This window comes from Kribbella sp., assembly GCF_035687465.1.
Taxonomy (GTDB): domain Bacteria; phylum Actinomycetota; class Actinomycetes; order Propionibacteriales; family Kribbellaceae; genus Kribbella.
Window position 1 is genome coordinate 1 of the sequence record NZ_DASRXP010000317.1, and the last position, 20494, is coordinate 20494.

Annotated in this window: 20 protein-coding genes; 2 read left to right on the forward strand and 18 right to left on the reverse strand. The window is 67.6% G+C overall.

Going from position 1 to position 20494, the window contains the following annotated elements:
- From VFG33_RS15980 to VFG33_RS16025, 10 genes are all read right to left on the reverse strand, one after another.
- The coding region (locus VFG33_RS15980) for an FAD-binding oxidoreductase (RefSeq protein ID WP_325053650.1) at positions 1–1227 on the reverse strand (1227 nt) is incomplete at its 3' end.
- Entirely contained in the window at positions 1208–2032 is an 825-nt protein-coding gene (locus VFG33_RS15985) for a shikimate dehydrogenase (protein WP_325053651.1), read from the reverse strand. The genes VFG33_RS15980 and VFG33_RS15985, both read right to left, overlap by 20 nt.
- Positions 2032–3207 (reverse strand): endolytic transglycosylase MltG, encoded by a 1176-nt coding sequence (gene mltG / locus VFG33_RS15990; RefSeq protein WP_325053652.1) that lies wholly within the window; start codon positions 3205–3207, stop codon positions 2032–2034. Before mltG ends, VFG33_RS15985 begins: the two co-directional genes overlap by 1 nt.
- Positions 3208–3218: 11 nt before the next feature.
- The gene (ruvX, locus tag VFG33_RS15995) at positions 3219–3677 is read right to left on the reverse strand and encodes a Holliday junction resolvase RuvX (protein ID WP_325053653.1); all 459 of its coding nucleotides are present in this window, start codon (positions 3675–3677) and stop codon (positions 3219–3221) included.
- Between the two features lie 40 nt (positions 3678–3717).
- Positions 3718–6387, reverse strand: a complete 2670-nt coding sequence (gene alaS / locus VFG33_RS16000; RefSeq protein ID WP_325053654.1) for an alanine--tRNA ligase — start codon at positions 6385–6387, stop codon at positions 3718–3720.
- A 5-nt stretch (positions 6388–6392) separates the two neighbouring features.
- Entirely contained in the window at positions 6393–6647 is a 255-nt protein-coding gene (locus tag VFG33_RS16005) for a DUF6167 family protein (protein ID WP_325053655.1), read from the reverse strand.
- On the reverse strand, positions 6644–7066 hold the full coding sequence (locus VFG33_RS16010) for a DUF948 domain-containing protein (protein WP_325053656.1): 423 nt from the start codon (positions 7064–7066) through the stop codon (positions 6644–6646). The genes VFG33_RS16005 and VFG33_RS16010 overlap by 4 nt, the downstream gene beginning before the upstream one ends.
- Before the next feature lie 114 nt (positions 7067–7180).
- Positions 7181–8140, reverse strand: coding sequence for an endonuclease domain-containing protein (locus VFG33_RS16015; protein ID WP_325053657.1), 960 nt, complete (start codon positions 8138–8140; stop codon positions 7181–7183).
- 219 nt (positions 8141–8359) lie between these two features.
- Positions 8360–8677 (reverse strand): DUF4440 domain-containing protein, encoded by a 318-nt coding sequence (locus tag VFG33_RS16020; RefSeq protein WP_325053658.1) that lies wholly within the window; start codon positions 8675–8677, stop codon positions 8360–8362.
- On the reverse strand, positions 8678–10090 hold the full coding sequence (locus VFG33_RS16025; protein WP_325053659.1) for a replication-associated recombination protein A: 1413 nt from the start codon (positions 10088–10090) through the stop codon (positions 8678–8680).
- 221 nt (positions 10091–10311) lie between these two features.
- Here VFG33_RS16025 and VFG33_RS16030 point away from each other — a divergent pair, with 221 nt between their 5' ends.
- Complete coding sequence (locus tag VFG33_RS16030) at positions 10312–11403, forward strand: acetamidase/formamidase family protein (protein ID WP_325053660.1); 1092 nt, start codon at positions 10312–10314, stop codon at positions 11401–11403.
- A 131-nt stretch (positions 11404–11534) separates the two neighbouring features.
- Here VFG33_RS16030 and secA2 read toward each other — a convergent pair whose 3' ends face one another.
- Positions 11535–14015, reverse strand: a complete 2481-nt coding sequence (secA2, locus tag VFG33_RS16035) for an accessory Sec system translocase SecA2 (protein WP_325053661.1) — start codon at positions 14013–14015, stop codon at positions 11535–11537.
- Positions 14016–14074: 59 nt separating this feature from the next.
- Positions 14075–14872, reverse strand: a complete 798-nt coding sequence (locus tag VFG33_RS16040; protein ID WP_325053662.1) for a GNAT family N-acetyltransferase — start codon at positions 14870–14872, stop codon at positions 14075–14077.
- Between the two features lie 160 nt (positions 14873–15032).
- Between VFG33_RS16040 and VFG33_RS16045 the strand changes: the two genes are divergently transcribed.
- Positions 15033–15635, forward strand: a complete 603-nt coding sequence (locus VFG33_RS16045; RefSeq protein WP_325053663.1) for an AMIN-like domain-containing (lipo)protein — start codon at positions 15033–15035, stop codon at positions 15633–15635.
- 6 nt (positions 15636–15641) lie between these two features.
- On the opposite strand, the gene VFG33_RS16050 is transcribed toward VFG33_RS16045, so the two are convergent.
- From VFG33_RS16050 to VFG33_RS16075, 6 genes are all read right to left on the reverse strand, one after another.
- A complete protein-coding gene (locus VFG33_RS16050; protein WP_325053664.1) occupies positions 15642–17642 on the reverse strand; it encodes a GxGYxYP domain-containing protein in 2001 nt (666 codons plus the stop codon).
- Between the two features lie 118 nt (positions 17643–17760).
- Positions 17761–18114, reverse strand: a complete 354-nt coding sequence (locus VFG33_RS16055; RefSeq protein ID WP_325053665.1) for a GntR family transcriptional regulator — start codon at positions 18112–18114, stop codon at positions 17761–17763.
- Complete coding sequence (locus VFG33_RS16060) at positions 18111–18962, reverse strand: hypothetical protein (RefSeq protein ID WP_325053666.1); 852 nt, start codon at positions 18960–18962, stop codon at positions 18111–18113. The genes VFG33_RS16055 and VFG33_RS16060 overlap by 4 nt, the downstream gene beginning before the upstream one ends.
- Before the next feature lie 75 nt (positions 18963–19037).
- Positions 19038–19475 carry a VOC family protein gene (locus VFG33_RS16065; RefSeq protein ID WP_325053667.1) on the reverse strand — a complete coding sequence of 146 codons (438 nt, stop codon included), beginning with the start codon at positions 19473–19475 and terminating at the stop codon, positions 19038–19040.
- A 33-nt stretch (positions 19476–19508) separates the two neighbouring features.
- Complete coding sequence (locus tag VFG33_RS16070) at positions 19509–19940, reverse strand: helix-turn-helix transcriptional regulator (RefSeq protein ID WP_325053668.1); 432 nt, start codon at positions 19938–19940, stop codon at positions 19509–19511.
- A 54-nt stretch (positions 19941–19994) separates the two neighbouring features.
- A partial coding sequence (locus VFG33_RS16075) for a GntR family transcriptional regulator (RefSeq protein WP_325053669.1) occupies positions 19995–20494 on the reverse strand: 500 nt, incomplete at its 5' end.

The following is a 20494-nucleotide window of genomic DNA, read 5'->3' on the forward strand; positions in this document are numbered from 1 at the left end:
GGGGGCCGATCGCCACGGCCACGCGGAACCGCCGGCCGGCTGCTTCGCGGCCTGACCGCCGAGCGGATCGAGGATCACCGAGGCTTCCACCTTCGCGCGGGCGGCCGCCTTCACCGCGCCGAGCAACCCGTTGATGGTCGCGGCGTCCATCGGACCACGCAGTACGTCGGAACCGGCCAGGAAGGGGGTCCGCGGGCTGGTGGTCCCGCCGCCCAGGTACTTCACCGCCTCCAGGTGCGTCTTCACGGTGATCGAGCGACTTGAGGCCTTGGAACCGACGAACGACTCCAGTTGCGCCGCAGCGGCAGCCGCCGAGCCGGTCGTCGAGACCCCGAGTACGTGGATCGACAGCGTCCCGTTGCTCTCAGCAACGATATGGAGATTCCCCCAGGACGTCGTCGGCGCATCGTGCGCGAACTTCTGCCAGCCCTGCACCACGGCGGCCGCCTTCGCCTCGGGCCAGACCAGCCGGAAGAACCCGAGCTTGCCCGCGCCGATCGTGGCCAGCCGTAACGACGTGACGATCGCGAGTTTGCCGCCGCCTCCACCGCGCAACGCCCAGTACAGATCGGCGTTCTGCGTCGGGCTGACGTCGCGGAAGACGCCGTCGGCGGTGACCACCTGCATCGACAGCACGCGATCACTCGTCAGCCCGTAGGTCCGGGTATGGATGCCCAGGCCGCCACCGAGAGCCAGTCCGGCGATGCCGACCGTGGGACACGTCCCCGTCGGCAGGGATCGCCCGTACTTGTCCAGCAGCACGTGGACGTCGTACAGCTTCGCGCCGGCGCCGACGGTCACCACGTTGTCGGCGTAGCTGATGGTGTGTGCCGAGCCGACGTCCACCACCAGTCCGTTGCCGATTGTGGACGCGCCGACATACGAATGGCCGCCGCCCTTCGGGACACAGACCAGCTTGTTCTTGCGGGCGAACAGGACCGACTCGCGCACATCGTCGACGGTGGAGATCCGGACGACCCCGGCCGGCTGGATCGCGTCGAACCGAGGGTTGAACAGTTGGTGCGAAGCGGCGTACCCGGTCTCGCCCGGCCGGTAGAGCTTGCCGTTCAGTCCACGGCGGAAGCCGTTCCAGTCAGGTCCGGCGGCAGTGAGGCCGTCGCCCGGGCCGGCATTGGCCGGTTTCGAGTCGGAACAGCCGGTGGTGAGGAGGGCGGCGGCCAGTCCGGCCTTCAGAACAGTGCGGCGGTCAACTTGGCTCACGCTCATCGAGCTCCTCACGCGCTGCGGCCCTCATGGCCGCCAAGGGCGCGGGCGACCTACCTGTCATCATCTCGACCTGAAGGGTCGCCTGATGCACAAGCAGATCAAGGCCGTTCAACAGCTCTGTACCGATCCTGTGAGCCACGATCGCCAGCTGCGTCGGCCACGGGTGATAGGCCACGTCGAAGACCACCGGCGCCACCTGCGCGAAATGCTCCGCCCAGGGATCGACCGCACCACCCGGCAGCGTGGACACACACAGATCGAACCCACCGATCTGCTCGACATGCGCGAAATCCGCCACCGACGTCTTCAGCCCCAGCTCGGCCGCGAGATCCCGCAACCGCTCGGCCTTCGACACGTCCCGCACGACGAGAGTCACCTCGCTGACCTTCAACCCCCGCAGCGCCGCAAGGGTGGACGCCGCAGTGGCACCACCCCCGAGTACTACGGCTGTGTCCGCCCCCGTGATCCCGCGCTCGGCGAACGCAGCCACCAGACCCGGTACGTCGGTGTTGTGGGCCGACCGGGATCCGTCGGGCTCGAACAGCATCGTGTTCGCCGCACCGATCAGCTCCGCGACAGGATCGACTGTGTCCACGAGGTCCAGCGCAACCCGCTTGAGCGGCATCGTCAGGGACAACCCGCGAACGTCATCGCCGAGCGTGCTCAAGAAGGATGCGAGCTCGTTCTCGACCACCTCGTAGGCGTCGTACCGCCAGTCCAGCCTGAGTTCGGCGTACGCGGCGCGGTGCATCGCAGGGGACAGCGAATGGGCGATCGGGCTACCCAGCACGGCACAACGAGTCATCAGCAGCGCCCGGCGTGAGCCGCACACCACGCTTGCAGCTTGTCGACGTTCTTCTGGTGCTCCTCGGGCGACGACGCGAAGGCCGTCTCACCGGTGTCCAGGTTCACCAGGGTGAAGTAGAGCCAGGTACCCGGCGCCGGGTTCAGGGCCGCCCGCAACGGTTCCTTGCCGGGCGAGTTGATCGGCGTCGGCGGCAGGTCGCGGTTCTTGTAGGTGTTGTACGGCGAGTCGATGTTCCGCTGCTCGTCCGAGGTGAACACGCTGCCGTCCTTGCCGACGACATAGTGAACCGTGGAGTCCATCTGCAGCCTCATGTTGCGCTGCAGCCGGTTGTAGATCACCCGGGCGACCTTCGGGTAGTCCTCACTGCGGTTGGTCTCGGCCGCGATGATGCTGGCCACGATCACTGCCTGGTACGGATCCAGCTTCTTGCGCTGCGCGGTCTGCGGCAGCTTCAGCTCGGCCGAGACCTTGGCGAACTGCGTGGTCATCAGCTTGAGAATCGTGTACGCCGTCGCATTCTTCGGCACGTCGTACGTCCCCGGGTAAAGGAAGCCCTCCGGGTTGTTCTTCGCGTACGACGGCAGGCCGAGCGACCACGGCTTCGCCATCGCGGCGGCGGCCGCACCCGCGGGCAGCTTGACCGCCTTCGACTTCTGCAGGATGTCGGTGATCTCGAGCTTGGTCTTGCCGGCCGGGAACCCGACCCGGGTGACCAGAACGGACTTCGCCGGGTCCAGCAGCAGTTCCAGCGCGGCCTTCGCCGACATCTGCTTCTTCAGCGTGTACGTCGCGGCCTGGATCGAGCGGCTGCGCGGATCGTCACGGGCAGCCCGCTCGAAGGCCCGGGCGCTCTTCACCACGTCCTTCTTCTCGAGCGTGTCGGCGATGGACTGGGAGCTCTGGCCCTTGCTGATCTCGACCGTCACCGCGGTAGTACCGGCACCCTCGTAGTCGGGCGCGGCGAACAGCTTCTCGATGGCGTCGCGGCCCTTGCCGAAACCGAGCGCTGCACCGACCACCAGGGCCCCCACGACCAGCAGCGACATGATCCCGGCGAAGCAGCCGAAGCCACGGCGGGCCCGGCTCTTGCGGCGGTTCGCCCGGCGCTCGGTCCGACTCTCCGGGCGCAGGCCGAGATCCTCGTGGAGATCTTCCTTCAAGTCTTCGTCCACCGATGGTCCGTTCACAGGGGCCTCCCGGGTGGGTTGCCGGTCTCACGCTCGAAATCGAGCGCGTGTTGCAGAATCACGACCGCCGCGGCCTGGTCGACCACGGCCCGCCGCTTGGAACCCTTCTTCCCGCGCTCCCGCAGCATCCGCTCGGCGGTGACCGTGGTGAACCGCTCGTCCACCAGCCGCACCGCCGCTCCCGAGTTTGCCTCCAGCACTTTGTTCCTGACCAGCTCCGCCGTCTCGCGGATCCGGATCGCGGCCGGCCCTTCCCCGCCGGACAGCGACCGGGGCAGGCCGATCACGATCTCGAACGCTTCCAGTTCGGTGACCAGCCCCGCGATCCTATCCAGGTCCCCCGGGCCGCGGTGAACCGTTTCCACCGGGGTAGCGAGGATTCCGTGCGGGTCACTGCTGGCGACGCCGATCCTGGCGTCGCCGATATCCAGTGCGACCCGCACCCCCCGGCGCATCAGTCTGCCCTGCGCAGGGGGCACATCGGCGGTCTCATCCTCAACCGGTGACCAGTTGGCCGATGGCGTGTTCGACCGCGGACAGCGCCTCGCCGGTACCGCTCGCGTCCGTGCCGCCACCCTGCGCGACATCGTCCTTGCCGCCGCCCCGGCCGTTCAGCTTCTCGGCCGCGACCCGGACCAGGTCACCCGCCTTGAGTCGCCACTCGCGCGCGGTGTCGTTCAGCGCGACCACCACGGCCGGCTTGCCGTCGTTCACGCTCAGCACGGCGACCACCGCGGGCTTGTCAGCCGGCATCCGGCCCCGTACGTCGAGCGCCAGCTTGCGCAGGTCTCCACCGTTCACGCCATCGGGCGCCTGGTGGCCGACGTACGCGACGCCGAAGACGTCCTTCGGGTTCGCGGCGAGCCCGCCGGCGGCGGCCAGCACCTGACCCGCGCGGAACTTCTCCAGCTCCTTCTCCGCGACCCGCACCCGCTCGGCGAGATCGGCCACCTTCGCGGGCAGCTCCTCCGGCCGGGCCTTCAGCGACTCGGACAGCAGCCGCACCAGGGCGCGCTCGCGACCCAGGTAGTGCAACGCGTCCATCCCGACGAAGGCCTCGAGCCGGCGGACACCCGCACCGACGGACGACTCGCTCGTCACAGTCAGCGCACCGACCTGCGAGGAGTGCTTCACGTGCGTGCCGCCGCAGAGCTCGCGCGACCAGGGGCCACCGATCTCCACGACCCGGACCTCTTCGTCGTAGGTCTCGCCGAACAGAGCCAGCGCACCCCACTCACGAGCCTCAGGCAGGGTCATGTACTGCGCCGAAACCGCCAGGTCCTGCCGTACGGCGAGGTTCGCGACCTCCTCGATCTCACTGCGAGTCGCCTGGTCCAGCGCCGACGACCAGGCGAAGTCGAGCCGCAGGTAGCCGGGCTTGTTGTACGAACCGCTCTGCAGCGCGTTCGGGCCGAGCACCTGCCGCAGAGCAGCGTGGATCACGTGCGTGCCGGAGTGCGCCTGGCACGCGGAGACCCGCCACTCGTGGTCGACCTGCGCGTGCACGTCGAGCCCGGGCCGCAGGAGTCCTTCGACGACCTCCACCTTGTGCACGATCAGGCCCTTGACCGGGCGCTGGACGTCGAGCACCTTCAGCTTCACGCCGTCGGCCACGATCAGGCCCTCGTCGGCGATCTGGCCACCCGACTCCGCGTAGAACGGGGTCTTCTCCAGCACGACCTCGACGGTCTCGCCCTGCTCGGCGGCGGTCGAGACCACGCCGTCCTTGAGCAGCCCACGCACCTGGGAGTCGGTGGACAACTCCTGGTAGCCGGTGAACTCGGTGACGCCCTTCTCGCGCAACTCCCGGTAGCCGGAGGTGTCCGCGTGGCCGGCCTTCTTGGCCCGTGCGTCCGCCTTCGCCCGGTCGCGCTGCTCCTTCATCAGGGCCCGGAAGCCGTCGGTGTCCACCTGCAGGCCCTGCTCGGCGGCCATCTCGACGGTCAGGTCGATCGGGAACCCGTAGGTGTCGTGCAGCTGGAACGCCTGGTCGCCGGCCAGCTGGGCGCTGCCTGCGGACTTCAGGTTCTTCACCGCGAGGTCGAAGATGCTCGTGCCGGCCGTGAGGGTCCGCCGGAAGGCGTCCTCCTCGCCGTACGCGACCTGGCTGATCCGGCCGAAGTCGGCCACCAGTTCGGGGTACGACTTCTTCATCTGCTCCAGGCTGACCGGGAGCAGCTCGACCAGGCTGGGGTCCTCGTAACCGAGCAGGCGCACCGAGCGGATCGCCCGGCGCAGCAGGCGGCGCAGGACGTAACCGCCCTGCTCGTTGCCCGGGGTGACACCGTCGCCGATCAGCATCAGCGCGCTGCGGACGTGGTCCGCGATGACCCGGAACCGGACGTCGTCGACCTGGTCCACGCCGTACTTGCGGCCGGTCAGCTCCGACGCACGCTCGATCACCGGGTAGATCTCGTCGATCTCGTACATGTTGTCGACGCCCTGCAGCAGGTACGCGACCCGCTCGAGGCCGAGGCCGGTGTCGATGTTCTTCTTCGGCAGCTCGCCGAGGATCGGGTAGCCCTCCTTGCCGCCGCCCTCACCGCGGATGTTCTGCATGAACACGAGGTTCCAGAACTCCAGGTAGCGGTCGCCCGCCTCCCAGTCGCGGTCGGCGCCGAACTCCGGGCCGCGGTCGATCAGGATCTCCGAGCACGGACCGCACGGACCGGGGATGCCCATCGACCAGAAGTTGTCCTTCATCCCGAGCCGGACGATCCGGTCGTCGGGCAGCCCGGCGACCCGCTTCCAGATGTCGATCGCCTCGTCGTCCTCGTAGTACACCGAGGCATACAGGACGGACTCGTCGAAGCCGTAACCACCGTCACTCTGTGACTTCGTGACCAGCTCCCAGGCGTACTGGACGGCCTGTTCCTTGAAGTAGTCGCCGAACGAGAAGTTGCCGTTCATCTGGAAGAACGTGCCGTGCCGGGTGGTCTTGCCGACCTCCTCGATATCGAGGGTCCGGACGCATTTCTGCACGCTGGTGGCCCGCGGGTACGGCGGGGTCTGCTGGCCGACGAAGTACGGCACGAACTGGGCCATCCCGGCCACGTTGAACAGCAGGTTCGGGTCCGGCGAAGGCAGTGGCGCGCTCGGGACCACCGTGTGCCCGCGGTCCTCGAAGTACTGCAGGAACCGCCGCCTGATCTCACTGGTTTCCATGGGTGTTACCGGTAGTCCTCACGCTGTGCTCGTTGGGATCGGTCTGCCGTCTCGTCGATGCCGAGCGCGTCCCGCAACTCGACCTCCCGCTCTTCCATCCCGGCCCGCACCTCGTCGCCGAAGTGCCGGATCGCGCTCGCCAGCTTCTCCGCCGACTGCTGCAGGCCCTCGGGCGCGAGCGCCTGGGCGCGCTTCTTCAGCCGGGTCACCACATAGACGCCGACCAGCGTCCCGATCACGAACCACAGGATCCGCTTCACCGGACGTCACCGCGCTTGCGCGCCTTGCGCTCGGCCTTCATCTCTTCCTTCACCCGGCGGGACACGTCCTTGCGCTGGTTCTCACCGAGCGCGCGGCGAACGCCGTACGTGAAAGCTGCAGCCTTCACCAGTGGACCACCGGCGGTCGCCGCGAACAAAGACGTCAGAGCGGCGGCATTGGTTGTCACGGTGGTCGCGTTGTCCGTGATGGTGTCCACCTTGGCCAGCTGGGCGTTCGTGGTCGCCACCGTCTCGGTCACCTCACCGAGCAGCGGGATACTCGAGTCCGAGACCCCCTTGACCATGATCCGGGTCTCGTCCAGCACCTTGCCGAGCTTCAGGATCGGATACGCCAGCAGGCATACCAGGATGAGCAGTGCGAGGGCCGCTATCAACCCCGCCACTTCACCGACGCTCATGGAAAACGATCCACCTTCCCGTTCAGACCTCGTGGACCGCCCGACCTTACCGCGCAGCCCGAAACCACCCCGCCCCAGGACACCTTCCCCCACATCACAGTCGCTCACCAAACCTCATGCCGCCGCGCGGGTCTGATACGTCCAGGTCTCACCGACCGCATACCTGAACAACCGTCGTCGGTGGGCCTCCTGGATCCGGGCAAGGGTGGCGGAGCTGTCGTCCAGATCGAGCGAGGTCACCCTCACGATCGCCAGACCATTGGCCTCGAGCCGCTCTTCCCGGAGGTTGTCGGCGGCATGCTGGCCGAGTTCCCGGTGCTGCGCCCCGTCGTACTCGAGACCGAGTCCGGCGCGAGGTTCCAGCAGATCGATGATGCCGAGGAAGTTTCCCTCGAGGTCGAACACAGGTGCGTTCACCAGCAGAGGTGGCAGACCTGCATCCAGGCAGAGCAGTCTGAGCCGGGTCTCAGGTGGTGAGGCCGCGGCTCCGTTCAGAAGCGGCAACGCCTTCTTGAGCTGGCGGACCCCACGACGCCCGGGATGCGCGGCGCCGTACTGCGTGATCTGCTCTGCCGTCGTGAGGCCGGCGTAAAGGAGGCAATCGCCTACCACCACGGCCTCGGTGACATCGGGCGCCAGCCTCATGAGGTCGTAGCCGGCTCTGATCGCTGTGGTGCACCGGATGCCCCGGACATCGACGACGTCATCGTTGTCCAGCTTCGCTCGTAGCGTCGTGATGCCTGGCCGGTTCACCACCGTGTTCGGTGGAACCACTAGCAGGACCGGCTGTCCGAGACCGCTTCCGATCGCCGCTGGGTGACCCCAACCACCATCGAGATAGGTGGCACCTTGGAGATATGCGGCGGCCCAACCTCCGACGGCACCGCCATCGGGCATCACCGCCACGGCATCGAGAATCCGCTGACGGATCGGGTCATTCACCTGGGTCGACCGGTGATAGCCGAAGTGCGGCGACGTCCAGCCGGCCGACTCCAACGCCGCCCGGGTTATCCCGCTCGCAAGCAGTACCTTCCGCCGCCGAGCCAGCGCCCGCGCATCCACCTGAACCACCATCCCCACACTCTGCTGCAACCTCCCCTCTCCCCGCCCGCAGTCATCCACAACCACCCCGCCACCGAAGCCACCGTGCCGATCGCCCCACCCCGGAGCCCCTGCGCGCGGGATTCCCCATCGAGTGCGACAACCGTGCCGCCGAATGTGAGGACCGGGTCGCCGGAAAGCCCTTACCGGCGACCCGGTCCTCACACTCGGCGAAGAGCAAGCCCGAGGGGGTCAGCCGAAGGTGATGGTGATGGTGAGGGTGGCGAGGTGGTTGGTCGGGGTCCAGGTGAGGTTCATGGTGCCGGTGCCGCCGGAGGACCACTCGAATCGCGCCTGCTCGTCGGACGGGGAGTCCAGCAGGGATATGGTGTCCGTGGGTGGGTTGGTCTGGTAGGCCTCGGTGATCGCGACGCGGCCGACGTAGGGGCCGGCCGGTACGCCGATGAAGGTCATTCGGGCGTCCTCGGCGAAACGGGTGGCGAATGTGGTCCAGTCGCCGGTGGTGACGGCTTGGTTGAAGGCGTCGATGTGGTTCTTGACCCGGTCCATCTAGCGGTCCTTGAGGATCTTGCGGATGTTGGCCAGGCGGTCGGCGTACGCCGCTTCGCCGCCGCGGCGGGTGGGCTTGTAGTACTCCGCGTCGTCGACGACGTCCGGGGCGTACTGCTGGGGAACCACGCCGCGGGGGTCGTTGTGGGAGTACTGGTACGCCGAGCCGTGGCCGATCTTCTTCGCACCGGCGTAGTGGGCGTCGCGTAGATGGGGTGGGACCGGGCCGACCTTGCCCGCCTTGACGTCGGCGATGGCGGAGTCGATCGCCATGATCACCGCGTTCGACTTCGGCGCCAGGGCGAGGGCGACGACCGCCTGCGCCAGGTTGATCCGGGCCTCGGGCATACCGATCAGTTGGACGGCGTCGGCAGCGGCGACCGCCACGCCCAGTGCGGTGGGGTCGCCCATGCCGATGTCCTCGCTCGCGGAAATCACCAGCCGCCGGGCGATGAACCGCGGGTCCTCCCCCGCCTCGATCATCCGGGCCAGGTAGTGCATCGCCGCATCCACGTCCGAACCGCGGATCGATTTGATCATCGCTGACGTGACGTCGTAGTGCTGGTCCCCGGCCCGGTCGTACCGCACGGCGGCCCGATCCACCGCCGTCTCCAGCGTCTTCAAATCGATGAGTGCCGGCTCGGCCGCGTTGTCGTCTTCAGAGCCCGTACTACGGGTCGGCTCGACCTGTTTCGCCTTCGCACCGCCTGCGGCCGCCTCCAGATACGTGAGCGCGCGCCGCGCATCACCACCGGCCATCCGCAGGAGGTGATCCCGGGCATCCTGAGCGAGCTCGAACTCCCCGTTCAGCCCGCGCTCATCCGTCAGCGCCCGATCCAGCAGTACTGCGATGTCGTCGTCTGTCAGTGATTCCAGGGTCAGCAGCAGGGATCGCGACAGCAGCGGGGAGATCACCGAGAAGAACGGGTTCTCCGTGGTTGCCGCGACGAGCGTGACCCAGCGGTTCTCGACACCCGGCAGCAGCGCATCCTGCTGCGCCTTGGTGAACCGGTGGACCTCGTCGATGAACAGCACGGTCTCGACGGTCTTGCCCGGGCGGGCCAGATCACGCCGGGCTCCGTCGATCACCTGGCGGACGTCCTTGACCCCGGCCGTCACCGCGGACAGCTCGACGAACTTCCGGTTGGTGGCATGCGAGACAACAGCCGCGATGGTGGTCTTGCCGGTGCCGGGCGGACCCCAGAGCAGCAACGACATCGGCTGGTCCCCCTCGACCAGCCGCCGCAACGGCGAACCAGGCGCCAGCAGGTGCTGCTGCCCGACCAACTCGTCCAGACTCCGCGGCCGCATCCGCACGGCCAGCGGCGCCGACGTGTGGTCGGCATCGGCCAGACTCCCACCCCCACGGGCAGGAGCAACCGCACCAGGCAGATCGAACAAACCATCACTCACAACCCTGACCCTACCCAGCCGGACCGACAACTCCGATTCTCGCCGTCTTGTTCAACAATTTAACGAAACCGACACATTCTGCATCGATGTAGGAAACAGATCCCGGACAGGGTCGTATCTGTTTGTAACCCCTGACACGGAGGTCATCAGTGCAACCGCCCACCTCATCTGGACGGAACGATTCGAACCAGGTCGCCCGCTCGCGACTCAGCCGGCGCCGCGTGCTGCAGGCAGCCACCGCGGCCGGCGCAGGTCTCACCCTCGGGACCGCTCTCACCACCGAAGGCGCCTCGGCGACCCCTGTTCAGCAGGGGATCGCAGGCAAGCACAAGTACGACGTACTGCTCCAAGCCACCAAGGAGAACTCGCTGTGGGGCTGGTTCCCCATCGACCGACCCTCAGTGCTCACCGTCAGATCCGGGACGGTCGTCAAGATCAACGCGGTGAACCAGTCGGGCGCCTCGGCGGTCGGCGGTCCCATCCCGTACTTCGAGGCGCTCGGCGTACCGGCCGACCAGGTGCTGCCCGAACTGGTCGAGATCGCCACCATCCCGCGTACTCCCGGTTCCAGCGGCCACGTTCTCACCGGCCCGCTGTACGTCGAGGGCGCCGAACCTGGTGACGTCCTCGAGATCAAGATCCTCGACGTAGCTCCCCGGGTCCCGTACGGCATCAACAGCACGGGTCCCGGCAGCGGGGTGTTGTCAGGGCTGCTTGCCGAACGCTCGACCCGGCTGCTCACGCTCGACAAGCACAACCGGTACTACCAGTTCGCGCCGGGGATCCGGGTCCCGTTCAAGCCCTTCGCCGGCATCACCGGGGTCGCGCCGCCGGCCGACGCGGGCTTCGTCTCCGCCAACCCGCCGAACCGGTGGGGCGGCAACCTGGACATCAAGGACCTGACCGCAGGGTCGACCCTGTTCCTGCCGGTGTTCCGGCCGGGCGCGCAGTTCTACATCGGCGACACGCACGGTGCCCAGGGACACGGTGAGATCGACCAGACCGCGGTCGAGCACTCGATGTCGTTCACCGCGCAGTTCAAGGTCCGCAAGGGCGCCTCGCTGACCTACCCGCGGGCCGAACTACCCGGCCACATGCTCACCACGGGCATCGACGCCGACCTGGACGTGGCGCTCCAGATCGCGGCGACCGAAGCGATCAACTACCTGCGAGAGGTGACGAAGGGAGCTCTCAGTACCGCCGATGCCTACGCCCTCTGCAGCGTCGCAGTCGACTTCGTCATAGCCGAAGCAGTAGACGGCAACAAACTGGTAGCCGCCTACATCCCCAAGTCCCTACTCCCGAACTTCTGAAAGAGGCGGGGTCGGCCAACTGACTGACTCCCCGCCCCACAACTGCTCCCATTCGCCGCGCCGCCCGCCTGTACTGCGCGGACGTGGCGAATGGGAGCTACCCCGGCCAGGCAGGTGGTGCGGCCGGGCACCTACTTCTTGTCGCGCTTGTCTTCGTCGTCATCGTCGTCGGCCGCATCCCGTAGTTCCTCGGGGAGGTCGTCGGCTAGTTCGTCTTCGCCGAGGTCGCGGAGTTCCTCCGGAAGGTCCTCCTCGTCGAAGACCTCGGCCGGGATCTCCTCGGACTGTGCTTCCGACTCCGGCTTGATCGCGTTGCGGAGGCGTCCGAGGATCCGGTCCGCCTCGGTGCCGAACGGGTTGTCGTTGACCAGGTACGTCCAGGTCGCCGTCGGCCGCGGCACCCCGCTGGCCTCCTCGTCGAACCCGTCCGCGGTGATCTCCGCCTCCGTGAACGTCTCGGCGGCGTCCTTCCACGCGTCCTCGATCAGCGTGTCGAACGACGCGATCGCCGACTTGTTGAACTCGTCGATCGGCTTCAGATGCACGATCCCGCCCGCCAGCGACCGCAGGTGGATCCCCTCGCGCAGATCCGCCAGGTACGCCAGGTGGTCCGCCCACCGCCGGTCGAGGTGATGCAGCGCGATCCGCCGGGCGGCGTCCTTGACGACGTCCTCCCCGATCTCCTCGACCAGCTCTTCGTACCGCTCCTTGGCCCGCTCGGCGAACTCCTCGGCCGCCAGATCCTCGGTCAGCACCTTCTCCCGGGTGTCGAGCAGGATCGCCCGCTGCTGCCCGGTCAACCGGTGGTAGGACCACGTCGTACGGTGCAACTCCGCGTTCGCGCCATCCGCCACGCGCTGCGCGTGCTCGAGCATCGCGAGCGCCTTGCGATCCGTCAGGCGCCCCTTCTCGTCCGGCGACGGCCGCAGCCCCGACGTGATCGAGTACCGCGTGACCAGCTCGTCGCCCAGGCTCGCGAAGAACAGCGACCCACCCGGGTCGCCCTGACGCCCAGCCCGACCGCGCAGCTGATCGTCCAACCGGCGCGATGCGTGCAGACCAGTCCCGATCACGAACAGCCCGCCCAGCTCGGCCGCGCGCTCCTTGCCGTTGGACCCGTCGCGCCCACCCAGCCGGATGTCCGTACCGCGACCCGCCATCTGCGTCGACACCGTGACCGTCTCCGGCACACCGGCCTCCGCCACGATCGCGGCCTCCTCGGCGTCGTTCTTCGCGTTCAGTACGACGTGCGGCACCTCGGCGGTCTCCAGCAGCTCACTCAGCTGCTCGGACTCCTCCACACTGTGCGTCCCGATCAGAATCGGGCGTCCGGTCTCGTGCACCTCGGCGATGTGCTCGACCAGGGCCGCGTTCTTCTCCTTGACGCTCAGGTACAGCCGGTCCGGCTCGTCGATCCGGATGTTCGGCTTGTTCGGCGGGACCACCGCCACCTCGACCTCGTAGAACTCCTGGAGCTGCTCGCCGACGACGACCGCGGTACCGGTCATGCCGCACAGCCTCGGGTACCCGCTGACCAGCGCCTGCACGGTGATGCTGTCGAGGATCTCACCGCTGTCGCTGACCGGCACGGCCTCTTTGGCCTCGACCGCGGCCTGCAGACCGTCGGGCCAGCGCTGCAGCTTGGCGATCCGGCCGCGGTTGTTGTTGATCAGGTGAACCTTGCCGTCACGGACGAGGTAGTCGACGTCCTTGCGCAGCAGCACCTCGGCGTGCAGCGCGACGTTGACTTGGGTCATCCGCTCGAGGTTCTCGTCGTCGTACAGGTTGATGTCACCGAAGGAAGCCTCGACCACATCGGTGCCCTTGTCGGTCAGCGCGACCGTCCGCCCGTCTCCGTCGACCTCATAGTCGACGCCCGCACGCAGCTTGCGGACGAGCTGCACCACGTCGTCGTCGAGCTCCTCGGACCTGGTCGCACCGGCGAGCACCAGCGGCACCCGCGCCTCGTCGATCAGCACCGAGTCGGCCTCGTCGACCAGCGCCACGTCCGGTTTGGCGGAGACCCGGTCCGCGACGTCGTCGACCAGTCGGTCGCGCAGTACGTCGAACCCGACCTCGCTCACCGGCGCGTAACAGACCTCGGCCTCGTACGCCGTCCGCCGCTCCTCCGGGGTCGACGCCTGGCCGATGTGGCTGACGGAGACTCCCAGCAGCTCGTAGAGCGGGCCCATCCACTCCGCGTCGCGCTGAGCGAGGTAGTCGTTCACCGCGAGCACGTGCACCTTGCGGCCGCCCACGGCATAACCGGCAGCGGCGAACGCCCCGGCCAGGGTCTTGCCCTCACCGGTGGCCATCTCGACGATCCGGCCCTGCAGCAGCGCCAGCGCGCCGACGATCTGGCCGTCGAACGCCCGCTCACCGATCGCCCGGTGACCCGCCTCCCGGGCCAGCGAGAGGAACTCGATCAGGTCGTCCTCGTCCAGCCCGTCCGGCTTGCGCATCTCCTTGACGACCTCGGTCAGCTCGTCGTCGGACAGAGCCTGGACCGACTCGTCCGCCTCGGTGACGGCTGCGGTGAGCTTCTCGTACGGACTGAGGTCGATCGAGCCGGGGCGCTGCAGGAGCCGGCGGAAGCGCGAGGTCAGTTTCATGGCCATGGTCTCCGCAACGTACAACCTCACCCGGTCGTTCCGTCCACCAGCCCCGCGTGTTAGGGCTTGAAGGTGTACGGCGTGGTCGTGGTGACCGCGTGCAGGCCGAGTTTCTGCAGGATCGGCCGGGAGTCCTCGGAGGCGTCCACCCGGAGGAACTCGTACCCGCGGTCCTTCGCGATCCGGGCCCGGTGCACCAGGATCGCGCTGTACAGCCCCTTCCGCCGCCACTCCGGCAAGGTGCCTCCGCCCCAGAGACTGGCGAACCCCGTCCCCGGGTGGAAGCGGATCCACGCGGCCGTCAGCGCCGGTCCTTCGGGCCCCTTCAGCGCTTCCTCGACCAGCGTCACCGTCAGCCGGTCCGGGAACATCCGCGACTCGGCGGACAGCTGCTCCTCGATCCGCTGCAACCCGCTGTGCCACAGCGAGTCGGTCAGTACGGCGATCCGGTGGAAGTCTGCGGGGTCCTCGACGTCACGCATCACCACCTTCGACGGGAGGGCGAGAGGCCGCTCGAGGATCCGGTCGACCTCGCCGAGGATCAGCGTCTCCCGGTCATCGGCGACGAATCCGTGCCGGAGCAGACGGTCACCGAGATCCGCCGGCTCGTCGTAGGCGTAGGTCTTCCACTCGAACGGCAGTCCCTTGCCGCGGAAGAACTCGACCTGCGCCGCGATCACCGCGTCCGGGTCGTCGCCGAGACCACGCGGGGTCTCGATGAACCCGCTGCCGCCCGGCCCTTCGTCGTACGAGCGGTGCACGAGGCCGTCCAGTTCCTGCTTCCAGCCGGGAATGGCGTCGGCGTCGGGTAGCCGGATCCGGCGGTGGAACACAGCGAGAAGTTCATCCGGGGTCATCCCCTCATCGTGCCCTGCCCGGCAAGAGATTTTCTGACCGCCCTACCGGGCACCGTCCGGTCGCAGCAGGTGGTCACTCGCGCACCGGAAATCACCACCTCAAGACGCCAACTAATGCCCACTGGCAGGGCGTCTAACAGTTGTCCAAAAGGGGGACATCATGAGCACCATTTTCACCACTCGCAAACAGCTCCGAACCGCGCTCGCCGTGCTGGCAGTCGCCGCCCTCCCGGTAGCCGCGGTCGCCGTACCGAGCGCCGTCGCCAAAACGACGACGGGGACGGCAGCACAGGCATCAGCCGCGACCTGCTCCACCCACTGGGGTTCGTTGCGTGAGGCAAAGATCAGACCGAGCCTGGCAGCACTGACAGGGGTCCGGACCGGCCGGCACGCCTGCTTCGACCGGATCGTGTTCGATGTCGCCGGTAAGGGCGTCGGCTACGACGTCAGCTACGTGAGGAACGTCTACCAGGACGGATCCGGCTTCCTGGTGCCGCTGCGTGGTGGCGCCAAGCTGCAGATCATCGTGCACGGACCCGCGTACGATGATGCCGGCCGCCCGACCTACCGCCCGGCGAACCGCAAGGAACTGACGAATGTCAGCGGCTACCGCACCTTCCGGCAGGTCGCCTCGGGCGGCAGCTTCGAGGGCCAGACCACGATCGGTCTGGGCGTCCGCGCTCGCCTCCCGTTCCGCGTCTTCACCCTCGCCGGCCCCGGCTCCCACAGCCGCATCGTCGTCGACGTGGCGCATCGCTGGTAGACCCGGTCAGAGAACGCGGTTCAGGACGTCGAAGAAGACGTTGCCGAGGACAAGTTCATAAGGTGCCGTGAGCAACTTCGCCAGCTCCGCGACGTCCGAGGGCGTCCAGGACCAGGCGTTGACGCCGCCGGCGATGAACAGCGGTTCATCGCCGGTCCACCCGGCGATGTGGGCGTCCAGCGCTGCCTTGTACTCCGCGGCCTTCCCGGGCGGGGAGAAGTTCCCGATCACCGGTACTCCGCCGCGGCGTACGAGCAGATCGCCCGCCTCCCAGGACTGAATGATGCCGCGGACCGGCGTGTGCTTGGCGTACGAGCGGCCGATCGCCTCGGAGAACGGCACCCAGTGGTCGTTCTCGCGATGGTTGTAGGCGTAGACGAGGTCCATACCGGTACTGCGCATGTACCGCCCGGACAACGCCAGGTAGTCGTCCACCTGGTCCGCCGGCCAGGCGCCGGGATACGTGTAACCGGCTCCGGACGGGCCACACACCAGCAGGTCGTTCTTGGTCGCGGTGCGCTGGTAATGGCTCAGCAGGCCGGGACCGATGTCGGCGAGCAGCGGACTGACCGTCCAGTTGACCGGCGCCTCACCACGCCGCGGGTCGTCCCACAGGTCGCGCATGTGCCGCTGGCAGTACTGGACGTTGTCGCCCTCGCCGAACGTCAAGGTCAGATAGACCTTGTTCTTCGGCTGGATCCGGGTGAACTTGCGGACCTTGTCCGAGATCGGCGCACTGATCCCCGAGTGCACCGTGCCGTTCATGTAGAAGTCGGCCGGCAGCACCTCGGAACCACCTTGCGCGGCCAGATCGACCCCGCTCCACTCCCCTGCCACGTCGTTGGAGAACCAGCCGGCGTACGGCGTGGTCGGGGCGACCTTGTCGAAGTGTTCCTTCAGGAGCTCACCCGTCGGACCGTTCGGCGGCAGCCAACTCACCAGCGCCTTGGTCGCGACGACGTAGTCCCGGAAGTAAGGGAACGGCTCGATCCGGGTCGGCGCGGTGTCGGTGGCGGTCACCAGGTACTGATTCCACATCTCCACCGTGACGGTCAGGGAGGTGGTCCCGGCCGGCGGGGTGAACTTGTAGATGAAGTAGCCGCCGCCATCGCTGAACCTGTTGCCTTCGCCACCTATCGAGGAGTTCAGCCCGTCGAACAGGAACGGGGCTTCGGCCGCGGTGCCGGGCAGGAAGTTCGCCAGCTCCACGCCGTTGGCCTTCGCCGAGACGGAGGCGACCGAAGGACCCCAGCCGTCGTCGCCGAAGGAGTCCTGGAAGCGGACGTAGACCGCCTCCTTGCCGAGCGCGGGAGATACGTCGAGGGTGTAGCTGCCCCGGTTCGACGAGTCGCGAATCTGCCTTGTTTCCCTGGCGATCTCGCGCCACGTGAGGTTCTCTTCCTGGACCACCATCGTCGGCGGAAGGCCGGCGAGCAACCTGTGCGTCGCCCGCGGGAACAGGTTGTCCAGCTGCCACCGGTAGGTCTTCACCCGGTCGCCGTCGAAGACGCCTCGCAGGTCCTTGATGATGCGGAGTCCGTGCGCCTGTGCCTGGGCGGCATCCGCGACCACGGCGTCCTCGAGCCCCGCGAGGGTGGTGGCGACGTTGAGGGAATCCGGGACCGCGGGGTCGTGCAGGATCGCGCCGCGAACACGTTTCTTGTACCGGGCCACGAGTTCGAGCGGATCGGCGTACCGGGTGGTGGGCAGGCCGGTGTTGCGCAGCCAGCGGGCGTCGACGCCGTCCTCGCCACCTGGCGAGAAGAGGAAGTAGAGCTCGGGACCGCTGCGGTTCACGATGCCCTGCAGCGTGGTGAGCAGGGTCTGGTCGCCGCCGCTCAGTTTGCTGACATCCCCGTAGTACAGGTGTTTCGGTCTGTTGAAAGCCGGTAGGAGGCGCTTCGCCGCACCCCCTTGAGCCGCCGCGGCCGGTTGAGTCGGGATCAACCCGAAGCCGCCGGCCGCGACCACACCGCTACCCGCCAGGAACGCTCGTCTCGAGACCATCGTGACCACTCCCCTGTCGTTGACATCGCTGTCAAGTGACGGGCAGATTAACAACGGCCCTGGCGCGTGTACATACCTCGGACAACGTTGTCCGTGAGTATTTTGGAATCGTTTCCGTTCACCAGGCCTGGTGCAGGATCTGGGCCGCCTCCGCGACGCTCAGCCCGGCCCGGCGGGCGGCCCGGGCGAAGACGGTCGCCGCGGCTCGGGTCTCCTCGTCGTCCACCTGACTGCGGGAAGCCAGCACGAACGTCCCGTTCCGGCCACGGGTCTCGACCAGCCGGTCGGCCTCGAGTTCCTTGTACGCCCGAGCGACGGTGTTGACCGCGAGCCCGAGGTCCCCAGCGAGCTGCCGCACGGTCGGCAACCTCGTCCCCTGTGCGAGGTCGCCGCGACGGATCGACTCCTCGATCTGCACCTTCACCTGCTCGTACGGCGGCCGCGCCGCAGCCGGATCGACCGAGATGATCACTGGATCACCTGCTGCGACCGCCGCAGAGTCCGGCCGGTCGAAGCCGCGCCACTCATCCAGATGAACACCAGAGTGCTGACCAGGAACACGCTGTAGGCGACCGGCTCCATGAACGCCGGGAAGTCGTCCGGCCGATCAGTGACCGCGAACATCACCGTGCAGCCACCCAGCGCCCAACTGGCCCCGACCATGACGGCGGCCAGATCACGCAGCATCACCGACCGCATCGCCTCACCCCAGCGAAGCTCGACCACCTGGCCGGCGGGCTGATTCACCTGGATGACCCAGCGCTGCAGGGCGGCCGCACCGACCACGAGCAAGACGGCGCCGACAGCTGCGGCTATCAGGCCCCAGCCCCAGCCGGTGCGATTTCCATCGATCAGGATCCGGATGCCCAGCACCCCAGTGACCGCGGGCAGCAGCAGGAATCCGTACTGCAGAACGACCTGCGTCGGACTGAGGAAGTCCACCAGGCGGCGTTGTCGCAAGGCAGCCGTCCGTGGACCATCAGCACGACCTGCCCGGACCACCGCGCCGTACAGGGCGCAGACGCCGAGCCCTATGCCGGCAACAAGGAATGCCGCCCACCAGGCCAGCGCGGTCGGGCCGGCGTCCAGCCAGATGAAGGCCGCCGTCCCCGGAATCGAGCCGGCCACGCTCCCAAGGGCGAACGCCTGCTGCCGCTGCTCGAACCTTGCTTGCGTCGCGGCAATCAGCTCCGGTTCGAAGGGCAGGCCGGCTCGCTCGAGGAACTTGGCGGTCTCTCGCTCGGCCGCCGTCCGCCGCCGTAGGTACATCCAGACCGACCCGGCCGACGTGCCGAGGAACAAGAGCAACCCTTGCAGCATTGGACCCAACCCCCATCTCCAGCTTGTTTGTACCAACTGTATTGATACAAACAAGCGGAGTCAAGAAGCGGTGGGTCAGGTCTCTTCGGCGAAGTCCGCTGCCGTGTAGGGCTTCTGCTCCACCAGGACGAGCCAGTTGCCGGAGTTGTCGCGGAGTACCGCCTCCACGCCGTACGGGCGATCGGAGGGTTCCTGGATGTACTCGACCCCCTTGGCGACCAGTTCGTCGAAGGTCTTGCGACAGTCGTCCGTACGGACGCCGACGCCATGCATCATGCCCTTGGCCATGATCCGGCGGATCGACTCGGCCGACTCCGGATCCATCGGCGGACCGGGAATCATCAACGCCAACTCGAGTTCGGGGTGGTCGCGCTGGTGGACCGTGCACCAGCGGAAATCCGGGCCCAGCGTGATGTCGTTCTTGAGCACGAAGCCGAGCGTGTCGGTGTAGAACGCCTTCGACTCGTCGATGTCGTTCACGTAGACCGTGACCAGGTGCACGTTGGTGATCAAGGTTCCTCCTCGTCGTTGCCTGCCGGTACGACGCTACGGTTCGCGGAGCCCGGGTGGCTTCTCCGGAATTGCGGAGTTCAGTCCCAGCATGAACACGAAACAGCCGGGGATCCGCGCACCTACCTGGGTTCGCTGGTACTCCGAGGGGCTGATCCCGACCAACTCGGTGAACCGCCGGGAGAACGTCCCGAGACTGCTGTACCCGACCAGCCCGCACACCTCCGTCACCGTCAGGTTGGTCGCCCGGAGCAGATCCGTGGCCCGCTCGATCCTTCTCCGGGCCACGTACTGCATCGGCGTCTCGCCGTACTCGGCCGCGAAACACCGCAGGAAGTGGTACTTCGAGACGCCGGCCGCGGCAGCGAGTTCGTCCAGGTCGAGCGGCTCCGCGTAGTTGCGGTCGGCAACATCACGCGCACGCCGCAGACCGGGAAGCAGTTCGACCGGTACCTGGACCTCCGTCACCTCCCCGACTCTGCCACAGAGCCCGTTTTGTATACGAGACCCGTCGGGCGGTGCTCAGGCAGGGTCGAGGTGGGGGCGGAGCGAGTTGCGGACCCGCAGTACGTGATGACGGGCCGCCGCCTCCGCCAGATCGGGGTCACCGGCCTCGATCGCCCGGATCAGGCCGTCGTGCTCGGTCCAGGCAGCCGGGTTCTGCAGCGGCGCGCTCTGCCGGAGCAACCACTGGCCGCGCTTCACCATCGGGATCGCGATCGCGATCAGATAATTGTTCCGGGTCATCTCGAAGATCAGCGAGTGCAACTCGGTGTGCAGGTCGGCGAGGTCGTCGACATCGTGGTCCGGCCCGTGCTCGCGGACCAGGTCCAGAATCGCCCAGGAGCGTTCGAGCAAAGCGGTTTCCGGATCCCCGACCGACGCCGCGAGCCGCGCACCGAGTGGTTCCAGCGCCAGCCGGACATGAAAGAGATCATCAGCCTGCCGAGCCGACAACTTCGCCACGAAAGCACCCCGCCGGGCCACCACATCGAGGAACCCCTCGGCCTCCAGCACCCGCA

What these genes read in the sequence shown, in the direction of transcription:
- VFG33_RS15985 (WP_325053651.1), bottom strand. Translation starts at nt 2,032, where the DNA reads ATGACTCGTTGTGCCGTGCTGGGTAGCCCGATCGCCCATTCGCTGTCC.
- ruvX (WP_325053653.1), bottom strand. Translation starts at nt 3,677, where the DNA reads ATGCGCCGGGGGGTGCGGGTCGCACTGGATATCGGCGACGCCAGGATC.
- alaS (WP_325053654.1), bottom strand. Translation starts at nt 6,387, where the DNA reads ATGGAAACCAGTGAGATCAGGCGGCGGTTCCTGCAGTACTTCGAGGAC.
- VFG33_RS16010 (WP_325053656.1), bottom strand. Translation starts at nt 7,066, where the DNA reads ATGAGCGTCGGTGAAGTGGCGGGGTTGATAGCGGCCCTCGCACTGCTC.
- VFG33_RS16015 (WP_325053657.1), bottom strand. Translation starts at nt 8,140, where the DNA reads ATGGTGGTTCAGGTGGATGCGCGGGCGCTGGCTCGGCGGCGGAAGGTA.
- VFG33_RS16020 (WP_325053658.1), bottom strand. Translation starts at nt 8,677, where the DNA reads ATGGACCGGGTCAAGAACCACATCGACGCCTTCAACCAAGCCGTCACC.
- secA2 (WP_325053661.1), bottom strand. Translation starts at nt 14,015, where the DNA reads ATGAAACTGACCTCGCGCTTCCGCCGGCTCCTGCAGCGCCCCGGCTCG.
- VFG33_RS16040 (WP_325053662.1), bottom strand. Translation starts at nt 14,872, where the DNA reads ATGACCCCGGATGAACTTCTCGCTGTGTTCCACCGCCGGATCCGGCTA.
- VFG33_RS16045 (WP_325053663.1), top strand. Translation starts at nt 15,033, where the DNA reads ATGAGCACCATTTTCACCACTCGCAAACAGCTCCGAACCGCGCTCGCC.
- VFG33_RS16050 (WP_325053664.1), bottom strand. Translation starts at nt 17,642, where the DNA reads ATGGTCTCGAGACGAGCGTTCCTGGCGGGTAGCGGTGTGGTCGCGGCC.
- VFG33_RS16060 (WP_325053666.1), bottom strand. Translation starts at nt 18,962, where the DNA reads ATGCTGCAAGGGTTGCTCTTGTTCCTCGGCACGTCGGCCGGGTCGGTC.